This is a genomic window from Paenibacillus sp. JMULE4 (assembly GCF_013337105.1).
Lineage (GTDB): Bacteria > Bacillota > Bacilli > Paenibacillales > NBRC-103111 > Paenibacillus_G > Paenibacillus_G naphthalenovorans.
Map to the genome: position 1 here is coordinate 120,993 of NZ_SGWF01000019.1, position 15,492 is coordinate 136,484.

The window sequence follows — 15,492 nt, forward strand, 5'->3', positions numbered from 1 at the left end:
GTCATCCTCCCTTATAAGGTAATACAATAGAAGAAACATCACAGAAAGCTTTGTAAAGGGGGGGACGTGATGCAGCTTCAGCCAGCCTTAACCCAACAACAGCAAATCCAGCTTCATATGACGCCGCAAATGCTTCAGTCGATGAATGTACTGCAAATGTCGTCGGCGGATTTGTTGAATTACCTGGAAGAACAAGCGGCGGAGAATCCTTTTCTTGAGGTTGCCTATGGTTTCGACTCCTATAAACAGAGAAAGGCCGGATCCAAAGGCCAAAATCAGCAAAGAGAAAAAACGCTTCTGGAGCTAGTCGATCCGCGGCAGGAAACACTGGAAGCGGTGCTGCTCAGTCAGCTCCGCGTCAACGGGATTCCGCCGGAGGATTATCCGCTGGCGGCTTTCCTGGTTGGCAATCTAAATGAGGACGGGTGGTTAAGCATCACGCTGGAGGAAGCCGGGCGTCAGCTTCGTGAGCCCATGGAAAAAATGCAAAGGGCGCTTGTCTGGGTGCAGTCTCTGGAGCCTGCAGGGGTAGGCGCACGAACGTTGCAGGAGTGTTTGGCCATTCAAATCGGGAGGGATCCCAATGCCGACCCTTGGGCTGCGGTGATCGTCGGCGATTATTTGCAAGAGTTGGCGGAAGGCAAGCTTCGGCGGATTGCGGAGAATCTGGGTATTTCCGTAGAACAGGTAGAAGCCTCGCTGGCTTATATTCGTTCGCTTCAGCCACGGCCCGGCTCCGCTTACCATCACGAATCACAGAGTTATATCGAACCGGACGCTACGGTTCTCAAAAGAAACGGCATCTATGTGACCATCATGAATGAAGCGAATTTCCCCCAGGTTTCGCTTCATCCGTTGTACGGGCAGCCCCATTTTGACAGCGGTTACAATCAGGAGGCCAAGGCGTTTTTGAAGCAGTATATCCAACCCGCCCAATGGCTGATTCGCAGCTTGGAGCAGCGGCGCCTGACGCTGCAGCGAGTCATTGAAGCGATCGTGGAAGAACAGGTTGATTTTTTGGAGGAAGGCATTGATGCCTTGAAGCCCATGGTCTTAAGGACGGTGGCCCAAAAAGTGGAGCTCCACGAGTCGACCGTCAGCAGAGCGGTTGCGCACAAATATATACACACGCCCCGCGGCACCTTTGCGTTAAAATATTTTTTTACGAACGGCTTGATGAACAGCGATGGCACGCTCACATCGGCTGCAGCCATTAAAGTGAAGATCGCTCGTTTGATTGAGCAGGAAAGCAAAGACAGTCCGCTGTCCGACCAGAACATCGCCGATAAGCTGGCTGAGCAGGGCGTGCAGGTTTCCCGTAGAACGGTCATGAAATACAGGGAGGAAATGAATATTGTATCCTCCAGGTATCGCAGGGTTAATTGAGCTGCCATCGTTTAAGCTTCTTCACCAGCGTGGAGTGATCCACACCAAGAATCGCCGCGGCTTTTCTTAGCGATTTATGCTTTTCGAGGGCCTCCTGGATCATGCGTTTCTCAAATTCCTCCACCCGCTGCTTCAGGGTCCCGTGGGACCAGGGGAGGGTGGAATCATAGATATGCTGCGGCAAATGATGCGGCTCAATCAAGGTCGAGGGAACCGAAACGATCATATTTTCAATCAAATTGCGCATCTCCCGAACGTTCCCCGGCCAATGATAGGCATTTAAATATGTTTGGTCTTTTCGGACAGCTGTTTTTCAATGCGAAACAACCGGCAGTAATAAGAAAAGTAGTGCTCAACCAGCACTTCGATATCTTCCGGCCGTTCGGCAAGGGAAGGAATGCGGATTTCCACCACCTGCAGCCGGTAATAGAGATCCTCCCGGAACTTTCCTTCTCTGATCCGTTCCCGGAGGTCGCGGTTGGTGGCGGAAATAATACGGATATCGAGATTTCTTGGCTTCGTGCCGCCAACTCTCTGCACTTGTTTTTCCTGCAGGACCCGCAGCAGCTTGACTTGAAGGGACAAGGGCATCTCGCCAATTTCATCGAACATGATGGTTCCCTGATCAGCCAGCTCCAGCAAACCGATTCTCCCGTCGCGGTTCGCCCCGGTGAATGCGCCCGCTTCGTACCCGAAAAGCTCCGCTTCCAACAGCTGTTCGGGGATGGCCGCGCAGTTTACTTTAATAAAAGGCTTATCTTTACGGTTGCTCAAATGATGAATAAGGTTGGCGACGACTTCCTTGCCCGCACCGGAAGGGCCGGACAACAGAATGCTCGTGGGAAAAGGCGCCACATGGTGGATTTGCTCATAAATCTGCTCCATTTTGGCGCTGCGGAAAACGATCGCCTGTTCTTTCCCTTCAAATTCCAATGCGTATCGGTGCTGATGAATTTGCGAGATGCTCCTGGCCTTGTTCAGCTCATGCTTCAATTCGTTAAGCTGGGTAATATCCCTGACGCTGGTCACAACCATTTCAATTACCCCCGATTCATTGAACACGGGAGTTCCGGTAGCGATCACATCTTTTTTTCCCCCAATTTTCTGAATGACGGAAATACGCTTTTTCTGCTCAAGCACGAGCAGGGAGACCGACTGATCGAAATAACCTTCATGGGTCAGCTCCGCCATATGGCGACCAACGAGCTCCTCCCGGCGAAAGCCGGTAATTTCTTCATAGGCCGAATTGACTAATAAAGTAATTCCCTCTGTATTTACGACATAGATGCCATCCGTGGAGAATTCAATGACCATTTCCATTTGTTTTAATAAATTGCGGGAATGCTCCATTTCGGAAATATCCTGAATGACACCGATCGCACCGATCATCTCGCCTTCACGGTACAAAGGGGTGCGGTTTACCATACATACGCGGCCCGCAATGTTCATCTTCTCGCCGATGGAGCTGACACCGTTTTCAAGCACATGATGCATTTTGGAGTTGGGCAGCAATGATTTGATCGGCATCCCCTTCCACGCGATTCCTTCAATCTGCAGCATCTTTTCGGCGGAGGGGTTGATCATCATCACTTTGTTGTCCCGGTCAACGACGATCAATCCATTATGCATAGAGTTGAAAATATATTCTGCCAAATCGGCTGAAATCAGACGATGGTCCATGGAAAAAGCCTCCTGGTGAATATTTTCATACCTGGTGAAATTCTTCACCAATCTAATTTCGACACTTTCGGGCAAATTCCTGCTGATTTGGTGAAAAATTTCACCGATGATTTAAAATCAGGATCGGCAAAGTTGATTTTACAGGGATTTTTATAGTTGGCATGATTTTTGCTTATTAATCTATCGAACAATCGGAAAGGAGAAGAAGAAAATGGCAGCGGTAACAAAAGACCTCTGGATCAACGGCAAATTTGTTGCCACAGAAAGAACTTATCCCCTATATGCTCCTTATGACGGCCAACAGCTGGCCGCCATCGCGAAAGCCGATCCCGGCCATGTTCAGGAAGCCATAGCGGGCGCCCACATGGCATTTCAGACGATGCGGGAGCTGCCGGCGCACCGCCGCGCGGAAATTTTATTTGAGGTGGTGCGGCAGTTAAAGGAAAGAAAAGAAGAGCTGGCCCGCATTTGTTCGTTGGAAGCCGGCAAACCGATTCGCACGGCAAGAGGGGAAATCGAACGCACCATTGCGACCTATCAATTCGCCGGAGAAGAGGCCAAGCGCATCTCGGGAGAAACGATCCCTATGGATGCGGCACCCGGAGGCGAGGATCGGGTAGGGTTTACCTGGAGAGAGCCGCTCGGTGTGGTCGTGGCGATCTCGCCGTTCAACTTTCCTTTCAATTTAGTGGCCCATAAGCTGGGTCCGGCTATTGCCGCAGGCAATACGGTGGTCTTAAAACCGGCCGAGCAAACTCCGCTGAGCGCATTGATCATGGGAGAGCTGTTCCACAATGCCGGATTGCCGGAAGGGGCGCTGCAAATCGTGACCGGCAGCGGAAGAGAGCTAAGCGAAGCGTTGATCAGCGATGAGCGGGTGAAGAAAATTACTTTCACCGGAAGCTCGGAGGTCGGCAGGCTGATTAAATCCAAAGCGGGCTTGAGAAAGACCACGATGGAGCTCGGGTCCAACTCGGCGCTCATTGTGGAACCGGACGTTCCGCTGGACAAAATCATTCCGAGATGTGTCGAGGGGGCTTTCGCGTATGCCGGCCAAGTCTGCATTTCACTGCAGCGCATCTTTGTTCATGAGAGCATTTACTCTGAATTTAGCGAGCGCTTTATTGAAAGAACCCAACAGCTCAACGTAGGGGACCCGTTGGACGAGAATACGGATCTTAGCGCCATGATCAACAGCAGGGAAGCGGACCGAATTGAGTCCTGGATTCGGGAAGCGGTGGATGCAGGCGCAAAAATCGGTTGTGGAGGTCGGAGGGACGGCTCGACGTTTTCTCCTACCGTACTGCTCGATGTAACGAGAGATATGTCGGTTTCGTGCAAGGAAGTTTTCGCCCCGATCGTTTCCATTGTGCCGTACCGCAGCCTGGATGAAGCTATTGAGCTGGTCAATGATTCCATGTACGGGCTCAATGTCGGCATCTATACGCAAAACATCGGCCATGCGTTTTATGCTTCGCGTAAAATCGAATCCGGCGGAGTGATCGTTAACGATATACCGACTTTTCGGGTGGATCATATGCCCTACGGCGGGGTCAAGGAAAGCGGCTATGGACGCGAAGGGATCAAATATGCGGTGCAGGAAATGACGGAACTGAAATTTGTTACCATCAAAACACAACTATAAGGGAGGAAGTATCATGGCGAACCTTATTAAAGCACAACCTAAGCTGTATGTGATGGACAACGGCCGTATGAGAATGGACAAAAACTGGATGATTGCCATGCATAACCCGGCAACCATCGACAATCCCAATGCGCCTGCGGAATTTATAGAATTTCCGATTTATACCGTTTTGATCGATCACCCGGAAGGGAAAATTTTGTTTGATACGGCTTGCAACCCGAATTCCATGGGACCTTCGGGGCGTTGGGCGGAGTCTACCCAAAAGGCGTTTCCTTGGACGGCCAGCGAAGAGTGTTATCTTCACAACCGCCTGGAGCAGTTGAAGGTGCGTCCGGAGGATATCAAATTCGTGGTTGCGTCCCATCTGCATCTCGATCATGCGGGATGTCTGGAAATGTTCACGAATGCTACGATTGTCGTTCATGAAGACGAGTTCAACGGCACGCTTCAAACGTATGCGCGCAATCAAAAAGGCGGCGCTTACGTCTGGGCGGATATTGACGCATGGATCAAAAGTAATTTGCAGTGGCGCACCGTGAAGCGCAATGAAGATAACTTGCCTCTCGCGGAAGGGATTCGCGTCATTAATCTGGGAAGCGGTCATGCCTGGGGCATGCTGGGCCTACATGTTCAAATGCCGGAGACGGGCGGCATCATCCTTGCCTCCGATGCGATTTATACGGCCGAAAGCTACGGGCCTCCGATCAAACCGCCGGGCATTATTTATGACTCTCTGGGTTACAGCCAATCGGTGGAGAAAATTCGGCGCCTCGCCCAAGAAACCGGATCACAGGTTTGGTTCGGCCATGATGCCGCGCAGTTTGCCAAATTCCGCAAATCGACAGAAGGCTATTACGAATGATGCAAAAGAAGCAAAGGAGGCCGTAACCCATGGAACATTCCAGATTGGTATTTACACCGCTTATTTATACAGGATGGGGAGCTGCTGCCGAGCTTCTCCCGGAGGTGGAGAAATACAGTCCTGCTCGTATTCTCCTTGTCACCGACTCCGTTCTGGTGCAGATCGGGTTGGCGGAGCGAGTGATTGCCCCTTTGAAATCCAAGGGATATGAAGTCGAGGTGTATGCCGAAACCGTGCCCGAGCCGCCGTTGGAGGTCGGGGAAAAGCTGGTGGCCTACACGAAGAACGGCAAATTCGACATGGTGATCGGTATGGGCGGAGGCAGCGCTTTGGATTTGGCCAAGCTGGCTGCCGTGTTATCCGTGCATGAAGGACCGGTGGCCGATTACTTGAATTTGACCGGTACAAGGAAGGTGGAGAAGAAAGGGTTGCCCAAGATTCTGATTCCGACCACGTCCGGAACTGGCTCCGAGGTAACCAACATCTCCGTGCTTTCCCTGGAAAGCACCAAAGATGTGGTGACTCACGATCATCTGCTGGCTGATGCGGCCATCGTCGATCCGGAGCTTACGGTTACGGTTCCTCCAAGGGTTACTGCGGCCACAGGCATAGATGCGCTTACGCATGCTGTCGAGGCCTATGTGTCGGTGAATGCCAATCCGGCCACGGACGGCTTGGCCCTGCAGGCGATTCGGCTCATCAGCCGCTCGCTAAGGAAAGCGGTTGCCAACGGCAGGGATAAGCAGGCCCGTATCGATATGAGCAGCGGAAGTTATCTGGCGGGGCTTGCTTTCTTCAATGCCGGGGTTGCGGGAGTACATGCGCTGGCGTATCCGATAGGCGGCCAATTTCATATCGCCCACGGGGAATCGAACGCCGTCCTGCTGCCGTACGTCATGGGATATATCCGCAAAAGCTGCACCAAACGAATGTCCGATATCCTCAACGCGCTGGGAGGAAACTCCGCTTATTTGTCGGAGGAAGAAGCGTCTTACCGCTGCGTGGAGGAGCTGGAGCGATTGGTCAAAGATGTGGGTATCCCGAACACATTAGGCGGGTTTAATATCCCGGAAAGCGCACTCGACAGCTTGACGGAGGACGGCGCAAAGCAAAAACGCCTGCTGGCCCGCAGTCCCCTGCCTTTGGAGAAGGAAGATATCCGGAAAATCTACCGGGCTGCTTTCGACGGAGTTATCGTCGAACCGGGAGCATAGCGCTATTGCGGATCATTCCGGAGGAGCAGCTTCCGGAAATCTTCCGATGGATGAGCGGGTTTGGAACGACATTCTACAGATTCTACAGATTAACGTCGGAAACCACTTTTATAATGGAGCGGCTTATAGCTTAAGCTGCTCCATTTTTTGTTATTTCATCCACGAGGGCATCGAAGTGGAAATGAAAACACTTCATTATATTTTCAGCAATCCTGATTAAATTAACAGCAATTTTTGTTATATGTTGTTGTCGAATATGTGATAATATTCAATTGTAAGCGTTCGAAATTTGTCGAAAGAAATTACGGTCTTGCACAATCTTGCTATCGAGAAAGGGGGAATGATTGGGTTGATGATTCATACTCCCACCAATCTTGCGCTCAAACGAAACGGGATTTATGTTCGCGCGGATGCAGACGATTGGCAGTATAACTGGCCTGTGCATACTCACGAAGGGTTTGAGATCTACTACTTTATTCGCGGGAATGCAAATTACGTGGTAGGGGAAGATATATATGAGCTTTTACCTGGAGATATGCTGCTTTTTAACGGGAGCACGATACACCGGGTCAATCCTCAAAAGGATGTTCCCTATCTGCGCAGCTATGTGAACTTTACCGAATCGTTCCTGCAAGGGCAAGTGCCGGAGCCGATGTTCAGGAAGCTGATGTCGTTATTCGATGCTCCAAGCGGTTTATTGATCCGGTGGAATGTGGAGGAGCGGGCGGAAATTGAAAACGTTTATCGCTCGATTTACCAGGAAAATGAAAGGGAAGCTTTCGGTTACGAGATCGTTTTGAGGACGTTGTTAATTCAATTATTGATCAAAATTTACCGCAAGTCCAAGCACCTGATTGAAATGCTGCCGTCACAGCAGCCATCGCATAGTCAGGCCAACGTGCGGCGGATTTTGCAATATATTAATCAAAATTTCACGGAAAACATCAATCTTGATGATCTTTCCGCAGCGCTTCACTTGAACAAATACTACATGTGTCACTGCTTCAAGGAAGTCACAGGGTACACCATCAATAATTACCTGATGAGCAAACGGATCGAAGAGGCCAAGAAATTATTGCGGACCACCGATGAACCGATCGGAGAAATATCGGAGAAACTGGGCTTTAATACCTCCGTCCATTTTAGCCGAGCGTTCAAACAATATGCGGGTGTGTCGCCTCAAAATTTCCGGAAGCTGAGCTCAACGACGACGTAGGTTTCACTACATTCCATGCTGTTTAAATGATAAGTTTAAAAAAGATAGGGAGAGGTCACACATGAAGAAACATTTTAAAATCATATCGATTTTGATGGTTTTTGTTCTTCTGGCTTTAACGTCGATGGCTTGCGCCAAAAAAGATGATGCCGGTTCCGCGGGAGGAGCGGCAGGCGGGAAAAATGTAACGCTGGATTTCGTCTGGTTTTCCGATGGTAAAGAAGGCGAAGTCATGAGAAACATTATTAAAGATTATGAGACTAAAAATCCGAATGTTAAAATTAACTTGATTGAAATTGCTTACAAGGATTTGTCGACCAAGCTGAAGACGATGATTACCGGCGGCCAACCACCGGCACTGGCCCGGATCAGCACAACGGAAATCGGGGCATTCTCTAATCAGGCTTTGGATCTCGCCACTTATGTGGGCGGCGTTGACAAATTTACAGAGCAGTTCATTGATTCCATCAAGCCTTACTATGTAGTAAACAATAAGGTTATAGCCGCTCCGATGGATGTGACGGCTAACGGTTTGTTCTATAACAAAACCTTGTTTGATAAAGCTGGAGTAAAAGTACCGACTTCTCCGGATAATATCTGGACTTGGGATGAATTTCAAGCGGCGCTGAAGCAGGTTATGGAAAAAGGCGGAGCCAAATACGGCATGGTATGGGATTTCACGCCTCACCGCTGGTCTACGCTTCTGTACCAATTTGGCGGCAGCATGATCAGCCCCGACGGAACAAAGGCGACGATCAACGATGAAGCAGGTGTCCAAGCGGCTGAATATTTCAAGAAGCTTCATACCGACGGTACGATGCCGACATCCGTTTGGTTCGGCGGCGAAAATCCGAATAACCTGTTCCGTTCCGGTACGGTTGCAGCACATTTGGCCGGCAACTGGATGATCAGCAACTACAAAGATATTACCAATTTTGAGTGGGGCGTAACGTACATGCCTAAAGCGAAACAGCGTTCTTCCGTGCCGGGCGGTAAATTCGTAATGGCCTTCAATGGTTCGAAAGTTGAAAAGGAAGCCGCTGATTTCATCCAATACTTGTCTACAAAAGAAGTGAATTCGAAGTTTAACCAAGAGTCCTTGTTCATGAGTCCGCGTAAGGACAGCGCAAAGCTTGACTACGAATTTGGCAAGGAAATGTTTGAAATCTTCTCCGATGAATTGAACAACACCAGTGCGGCAGCAGCGGAAGATTGGTCCAAACAAACGATTGTGCCTAAATTCAGCAACGATTTGAAGAACAGTCTGGTGGAAGTCATTGCCGGTAAAACGACAGCGAAAGATGCAATGGATAAAACGGCAAAAGCCATTGATAAAGCCATTGCCGAAGACAAGAAATAAGTGAATCATATGGCTGCCGCTGAAAGTTGGCGGCAGTCCTTTATTTTCTGATGAGAAGGGGGAAGGGTGATGGCTGCAGATGCGGCAATTTCGAAGCCGGGTAAACGACGGAAAAAAGGATTTCCATTAGCGCCCTATTTGTTCGTGCTTCCGAATTTTTTGATTTTCAGTGTGTTTATCATTATCCCAACCATCATGGGTTTTATTTATTCGTTTAATGAGTATGATGGCTTAAATCCGATGGAATTTATAGGATTTGAGAATTATGTGAACGTATTTACGAACGAGGAGTTCTGGTCGGCGCTCGGTAAAACGGCATTGTACGCCGTCATTGTGGTGCCGTTGATTTATTGCTTGTCTCTGGCCGTAGCCGTGCTGCTGGTTCAGGAGATTCGATTCAAGGGGTTATTCCGCGCTGTGTTCTATTGGCCGACCATGATCTCGTTTATTATTGTCGGATTAACGTGGAAATGGATTTTTGGTGATCTGGGTGTTCTCAACTACATTTTGACTCTGTTCGGGGCGGATACAATTCCGTTTTTGTCCTCTCCGTTTTACGCTAATTTGTCAGTTATTGTGGCTACCGTGTGGTCGCGTCTCGGTTTCTTCATGGTCATCTTCGTGGCCGGCTTACAAGCGATTCCCGGCGATTACTATGAGGCGGCACATCTGGATGGAGCCTCCAAGCTGCGTTCCTTTTGGAGCATTACACTCCCGCTGCTCAAGCCGACAAGCCTGCTGGTGATTATGATTTCCCTGATCGATGCATTTAAGTCCTATCCGCTGATGTTTGCTTTGACAGGCGGCGGTCCGGGAAGAGAGACGACCTTTATCGTGCAGTATATTTATGAAGTCGGCTTTATGAAACAAGAATTGGGAGTGGCAAGTGCGATGTCCGTTGTCCTGTTTGTCATTATTTCGCTGTTTACGGTTCTGCAATTCCGCCTTGCGAAGGGGGGCGCCGTATAACATGGAAATCAAGTCTTCGGCCAAATGCATCGTGTATGTGCTGCTGCTCGTACTCAGCCTGCTGTGGATATTCCCGGTCATCTGGATCTTGCTCTCGTCTTTAAAAACAACGACCGATTTGTACAGCTTTCCGCCAAAGTTTTTGCCCGAGCCGGTAACTTTTGAGCATTTTATCAACGCTTTTGAGAAAGGCAATTTCGGTGTCTATTTCTTAAACAGTGCGATCGTTACGGTCAGCTCCACGCTGCTGCTGTTGTTGATTAACTCGATGGCCGGCTTCGCTCTGGCAAAGTACCGGTTTAAAGGGGACACCGTGCTGTTAGTCGGATTTATTTCGACGCTGATGATCCCGCTGGAGGTCATCATGATTCCGATTTTCAAGGTGATCAGCTATTTGGGGCTTTACAACAATCTGCTTAGTATTATTATCCCTCCCGCAGCTACTCCGACAGGCGTATTTCTGATGCGGCAGTATTTGCTGACGGTACCTGACGAGCTGCTCGAAGCGGCGCGGATGGACGGAGCCAGTGAGTGGAAAATTTATTGGAGCATTATTCTTCCTATTGCCAAGCCTATATTGGCTGTACTGGCTATTTTCTCCTTCATGTGGCGTTGGGATGACTTCTTGTGGCCGTTGATCGGAATCAGCGATCCGTCCCTGTATACGATTCAATTGGCTCTTTCCAACTTTATTGGTGAGTTCAACGTGGATTGGGGCAGCCTGCTGGCCATGTCCGTGATCACAATGATTCCTGTATTAGTGGTGTTCATCATGTTCCAGCGCTACTTCGTCAAAGGAATGGTCACTTCGGGTATGAAAGGGTAAAGCTTGTTAGAAACCATCCGATTCCCTATAAGTAACAGTGACGCAAGCGGATGCTGTTACTTGAGGGAATTTTTTGTCCATATCGTTTGTTATAGGTCAGACCAATGGGGGAATCCTTATGGAAACATATATTCTATCTTTGGATCAAGGTACTACGAGTTCAAGAGCGATATTATTCAACGGCAAAAGTGAAATCATTCATTCAGCCCAGCAGGAAATTACACAGTTTTATCCCCAACCGGGGTGGGTGGAGCAGGATGCGGAGGAAATCTGGGAATCGGTCCGATCGGTGATAGCGACATGTTTAGCCCAATCCGGAATCCGGCCGAGTCAGATTTCAGCCATCGGCATCACGAATCAACGCGAAACAACGGTGGTATGGGACAAGCATACGGGCAAGCCGGTTTATCGAGCCATTGTTTGGCAGTCCCGGCAAACGGCGGATATTTGCGAGCAGCTGCATGCTGAGGGACTGGAAGAAATGGTCCGGAGCAAAACGGGGCTGCTGATCGATCCGTATTTCTCGGGCACGAAGCTGGCATGGATCTTGAATCGGACGCAAGACGCAAGACAAAGAGCGGAAAAAGGAGAGCTTCTGTTTGGCACGGTGGATTCCTGGCTGATTTGGAAGCTCACGGGGGGAAGCGTGCATGTCACGGATTATTCAAACGCTTCCCGAACGATGCTTTACAATATCCATAAATTAGCCTGGGATGACGAACTGCTCAGCCTGCTTCGGATTCCTCGCGCCATGCTGCCAGAAGTCAGACCGTCCTCTTGCATCTACGGCTATACTGCAGATGATCTGTTTAAGGGACAGTCCATCCCGATTGCCGGGGCTGCAGGGGATCAGCAGGCGGCGCTTTTCGGGCAGGCCTGCTTTGAAGAGGGAATGGCGAAAAACACCTACGGTACGGGCTGTTTTATGCTGATGAATACCGGTGAAAAAGCGGTGACCTCCAGGCATGGCCTGCTGACAACAATCGCTTGGGGGATTGGCGGAAAAGTTCAATACGCTTTGGAAGGCAGTATCTTCGTAGCGGGGTCGGCCATTCAGTGGCTAAGGGACGGACTTCGTATGATCGCTGACGCAAAGGAGAGCGAAGAGTTCGCCGTGGCTGCTGGGTCGACCGATGGGGTGTACGTGGTACCGGCTTTTGTCGGATTAGGCACGCCCTACTGGGATAGCGACGTACGAGGGGCCGTCTTTGGGCTGACCCGGGGAACAACCAAGGAACATTTCATTCGCGCCACTTTGGAATCCCTCGCGTATCAAACCAAGGATGTGCTAACAGCCATGGAGGGCGACTCGGGCCTTTCGTTAAAAGCATTGCGCGTCGACGGCGGGGCGGTCAAAAATAATTTTCTGATGCAGTTTCAAAGCGACATGCTGGGTGTGCCGGTAGACCGTCCGGTCGTCAGCGAGACGACAGCCTTAGGCGCTGCTTATTTAGCGGGCCTTGCAATCGGGTACTGGAAAGACCAGTCAGAGATTAACGCGCAATGGAGTGTGGACCGTACGTTCCGCTCGACGATGGAGGAAGCTGAAAGAGAGAAGCTGTACGGCGGATGGAAGAAAGCGGTTCATGCGGCCAGAGCTTTTAAATTGTCATAAGCCGTCTGAAATCAGACAAGATCGGTAAAATATACAGCAATAATGGTAAAGCAATGTAAATTATAAATGATATCATAGAAGTAAGAATCCTGCTGCAAAGGGATTTTAACTTACTGAATTCATTCAAGGGCTTGCTTATGATTGATGAATATTGTTTTCAAATGGGGAGCTATGATCGGGTTTATGTTTATTATCATCAGGAAGAAAGGCAGATGTTGTCATGAAAATAAGCCATAAAATTGTAAATATCGCCTCCGGCGCCAATGTGTTGGAGCTGGAGACCAATGCGGCCAAGTACAGAATCATGCTTATAAACGATGAGATCGTGAGAATCCGCTGTACGTTTGACGAGCAGTTTGCGGAGGAAGCTTCGTATGCGCTGGCCATGACCGCGTGGGAAGATAAAATGGATGACCTGCTGGAAGAAAGAACCCGGGTAGCGGCCCTTCCTATCCCTTATGAAGACTTAGGCACGCATTTGCTTTTGTCGACGTCCAATTTAAAGGTTCGTGTGTATAAAGAACCATTCGCCATTGAGATCACTGATCCGAACGGTCAGGTACTGCATTCCGATTTGAAAGAAAAATCCTATGTCAAGGACAGCCTGGGCAGACTTTATCATTATTCGTGCATGGATGATGACGATTATTTCTATGGCTTTGGGGAAAAATCGGGATATCTAAACAAAACGAAACGCAGAATGCGGATGCACAATGTGGATACGCTCGGCTACGATTCAGAACTGACGGACCCTTTATACAAGCATATTCCGTTTTACATTAAATTAAACGGGAAAAGCAAAATCGCTTCAGGCCTGTTCTATCACAACTCCCATGATTCAGTGTTTGATATGGGATGTGAACGCAGCGGCTATTGGAACAAGTACTCCTATTTCTGTGCGGACGGGGGAGAACTGGATGTCTTCTTCATCCTGGGTCCTCAAATCAAGGATGTCATCCGGAATTATACCGACTTGACGGGAAAGACGATGCTGCCTGCCAAATATTCTCTCGGTTATATGGGCTCCACGATGTATTATACGGAGCTGGAAAAGGATTCGGATAAGGCCATTCTGAAATTTTTGGAAAAATGCGAGCAGGAGGGCATTCCCTGCGACGGTTTCTTCTTGTCTTCCGGATATACAACCGGACAAGACGGGAAGCGGTATGTATTCAACTGGAACCGCGACAGGTTCCAAGATCCGAAGGGCTTTGTGGAGCAAATGGAGCGCAAAGGCGCTTCCCTAGCGCCTAACATCAAGCCGGGCATGCTGAAAACCCATCCTCTGTATGCCGAATTTGCCGAAGCCGGGGCCTATATCAAAGACGAGCAGGGGGAGCGGCCCGAGATCGACCGATACTGGGGAGGAGCGGCCTCATTCGTTGACTTTACGAATCCGAAAGGCAGGGAGCTTTGGAAGAAGCATCTGAAGGACGCCTATATTTCCTTGGGAATCACTTCGATCTGGAACGATAATAACGAATACGAAATTAATAATTTGGATGCGCAATGTCATTTTGAGGGCTCCGGTAAAGAAATCGGCGCATTACGGCCGATTATGCCAAACCTGATGGCATTGATGGCCAAGCAGGCCATAGCCGAGGTCGATCCCGACGTAAGGCCTTATATCGTGAATAGAGCCGGCTTTGCGGGGATACAGCGTTATGCCCAAACCTGGGCTGGAGATAACCATACGAGCTGGAAAAGCCTGAAGTTCAATATCCCGGTCATTCTTGGAATGGGCCTTTCCGGTGTCGCGAACCAAGGCTGCGATATCGGCGGCTTTTACGGACCCGCCCCGGAGCCGGAATTGTTCGTCAGATGGGTGCAGAACGGAATATTCCAGCCGCGGTTCTCCATCCACTCCTGTAACACGGATAATACCGTAACGGAGCCTTGGATGTATCCGGGCTACACCCAGTATATCCGGGATGCGATTCAGCTTAGATATCAACTGGTGCCTTACTTCTATTCGCTGTTGTTTGAAGCTTCTACAGTGGGATCTCCGGTGATGCGTCCTTTGGTCTATGAATTTCAGCAGGATGCGAAGGTGCTGGAGGAAAGCTTCGACTTCATGCTCGGCAGCTTCCTCCTGGTGGCCAATGTGCTGGAAAAGGGGGCGGAAACCAGAAGCGTTTACTTGCCGGAAGGAACGGATTGGTTTGACTGGTACACCAAAGAATGGTACCGCGGAGGACAGACGATTGAACAGAAGGTTACTTTGGGCTCGATTCCGATGTTCATCCGCAGCGGAGCGATTATCCCGATGGCGCCCGGACTTCGGAATATTCATAAGGACGTGATCGAAGAGCTTCGGCTGCTGATCGAACCGTCCGAGGAATCCAGCTTTGTGTATTATGAGGATGACGGAAAGACGAACAACTATCAAAAAGGCGATTATCTGAAAACAACCATCAGCATCCGGAACGGCAAAGAAACGAAAATCTCCTTTGTGAAAGAAGGGCGTTATGAGACGCCGCTCAAAACGGTCGTCGTCGACGTCATCTGTAAAGAAGTCGCTCCGGTTCAAGTGAAGCTCGCGGATACCAAACTCCCCATGTTTTTGGAACCGGCGGAATGGGAAGCGAGTGCGGCGGGCTGGTATTATGACATGGAACAAAAAACGGCAAGAATTAAGCATGAGTATGTGAAAGACGATTACGATTTGATCATTAATTTTGATGTGAAAGATCTGATTTCGATTTAACCATACGGATCG

Annotated in this window: 12 protein-coding genes; 10 read left to right on the plus strand and 2 right to left on the minus strand. The window is 49.5% G+C overall.

What is annotated here, in order from left to right; genetic code table 11:
• The first annotated feature begins 69 nt into the window (after window positions 1-69).
• Window positions 70-1,386, plus strand: coding sequence for an RNA polymerase factor sigma-54 (gene rpoN / locus EXW96_RS22090; protein ID WP_062410635.1), 1,317 nt, complete (start codon window positions 70-72; stop codon window positions 1,384-1,386).
• Here rpoN and EXW96_RS27830 read toward each other — a convergent pair.
• Window positions 1,379-1,624: a helix-turn-helix domain-containing protein gene (locus EXW96_RS27830; protein ID WP_254611506.1), complete on the minus strand. Its 246-nt coding sequence runs from the start codon at window positions 1,622-1,624 to the stop codon at window positions 1,379-1,381. The two genes, rpoN and EXW96_RS27830, sit on opposite strands and share 8 nt — an antisense overlap.
• A gap of 41 nt (window positions 1,625-1,665) precedes the next feature.
• Window positions 1,666-3,066, minus strand: coding sequence for a sigma 54-interacting transcriptional regulator (locus EXW96_RS22095; protein ID WP_254611507.1), 1,401 nt, complete (start codon window positions 3,064-3,066; stop codon window positions 1,666-1,668).
• A 211-nt stretch (window positions 3,067-3,277) separates the two neighbouring features.
• On the opposite strand from EXW96_RS22095, the gene EXW96_RS22100 reads away from it, so the two are divergent.
• The 9 genes from EXW96_RS22100 (at window position 3,278) to EXW96_RS22140 (ending at window position 15,480) form a co-directional block, all read left to right on the plus strand.
• On the plus strand, window positions 3,278-4,711 hold the full coding sequence (locus tag EXW96_RS22100) for an aldehyde dehydrogenase family protein (protein WP_174351417.1): 1,434 nt from the start codon (window positions 3,278-3,280) through the stop codon (window positions 4,709-4,711).
• A 13-nt stretch (window positions 4,712-4,724) separates the two neighbouring features.
• Complete coding sequence (ahlS, locus tag EXW96_RS22105) at window positions 4,725-5,573, plus strand: AhlS family quorum-quenching N-acyl homoserine lactonase (protein ID WP_054817374.1); 849 nt, start codon at window positions 4,725-4,727, stop codon at window positions 5,571-5,573.
• 29 nt (window positions 5,574-5,602) lie between these two features.
• Window positions 5,603-6,787: an iron-containing alcohol dehydrogenase gene (locus EXW96_RS22110; protein WP_137670758.1), complete on the plus strand. Its 1,185-nt coding sequence runs from the start codon at window positions 5,603-5,605 to the stop codon at window positions 6,785-6,787.
• 349 nt (window positions 6,788-7,136) lie between these two features.
• Window positions 7,137-8,003, plus strand: coding sequence for an AraC family transcriptional regulator (locus tag EXW96_RS22115; protein WP_062410637.1), 867 nt, complete (start codon window positions 7,137-7,139; stop codon window positions 8,001-8,003).
• Window positions 8,004-8,064: 61 nt separating this feature from the next.
• The gene (locus EXW96_RS22120) at window positions 8,065-9,363 is read left to right on the plus strand and encodes an ABC transporter substrate-binding protein (RefSeq protein ID WP_174351418.1); all 1,299 of its coding nucleotides are present in this window, start codon (window positions 8,065-8,067) and stop codon (window positions 9,361-9,363) included.
• A gap of 69 nt (window positions 9,364-9,432) precedes the next feature.
• On the plus strand, window positions 9,433-10,332 hold the full coding sequence (locus EXW96_RS22125) for a carbohydrate ABC transporter permease (RefSeq protein ID WP_062410639.1): 900 nt from the start codon (window positions 9,433-9,435) through the stop codon (window positions 10,330-10,332).
• A gap of 1 nt (window position 10,333) precedes the next feature.
• Window positions 10,334-11,158: a carbohydrate ABC transporter permease gene (locus EXW96_RS22130; protein WP_174351419.1), complete on the plus strand. Its 825-nt coding sequence runs from the start codon at window positions 10,334-10,336 to the stop codon at window positions 11,156-11,158.
• A gap of 118 nt (window positions 11,159-11,276) precedes the next feature.
• Window positions 11,277-12,773: a glycerol kinase GlpK gene (gene glpK / locus EXW96_RS22135; protein WP_137670759.1), complete on the plus strand. Its 1,497-nt coding sequence runs from the start codon at window positions 11,277-11,279 to the stop codon at window positions 12,771-12,773.
• Window positions 12,774-12,993: 220 nt separating this feature from the next.
• Complete coding sequence (locus tag EXW96_RS22140) at window positions 12,994-15,480, plus strand: glycoside hydrolase family 31 protein (RefSeq protein ID WP_054817377.1); 2,487 nt, start codon at window positions 12,994-12,996, stop codon at window positions 15,478-15,480.
• The last annotated feature ends 12 nt before the right edge of the window (window positions 15,481-15,492 follow it).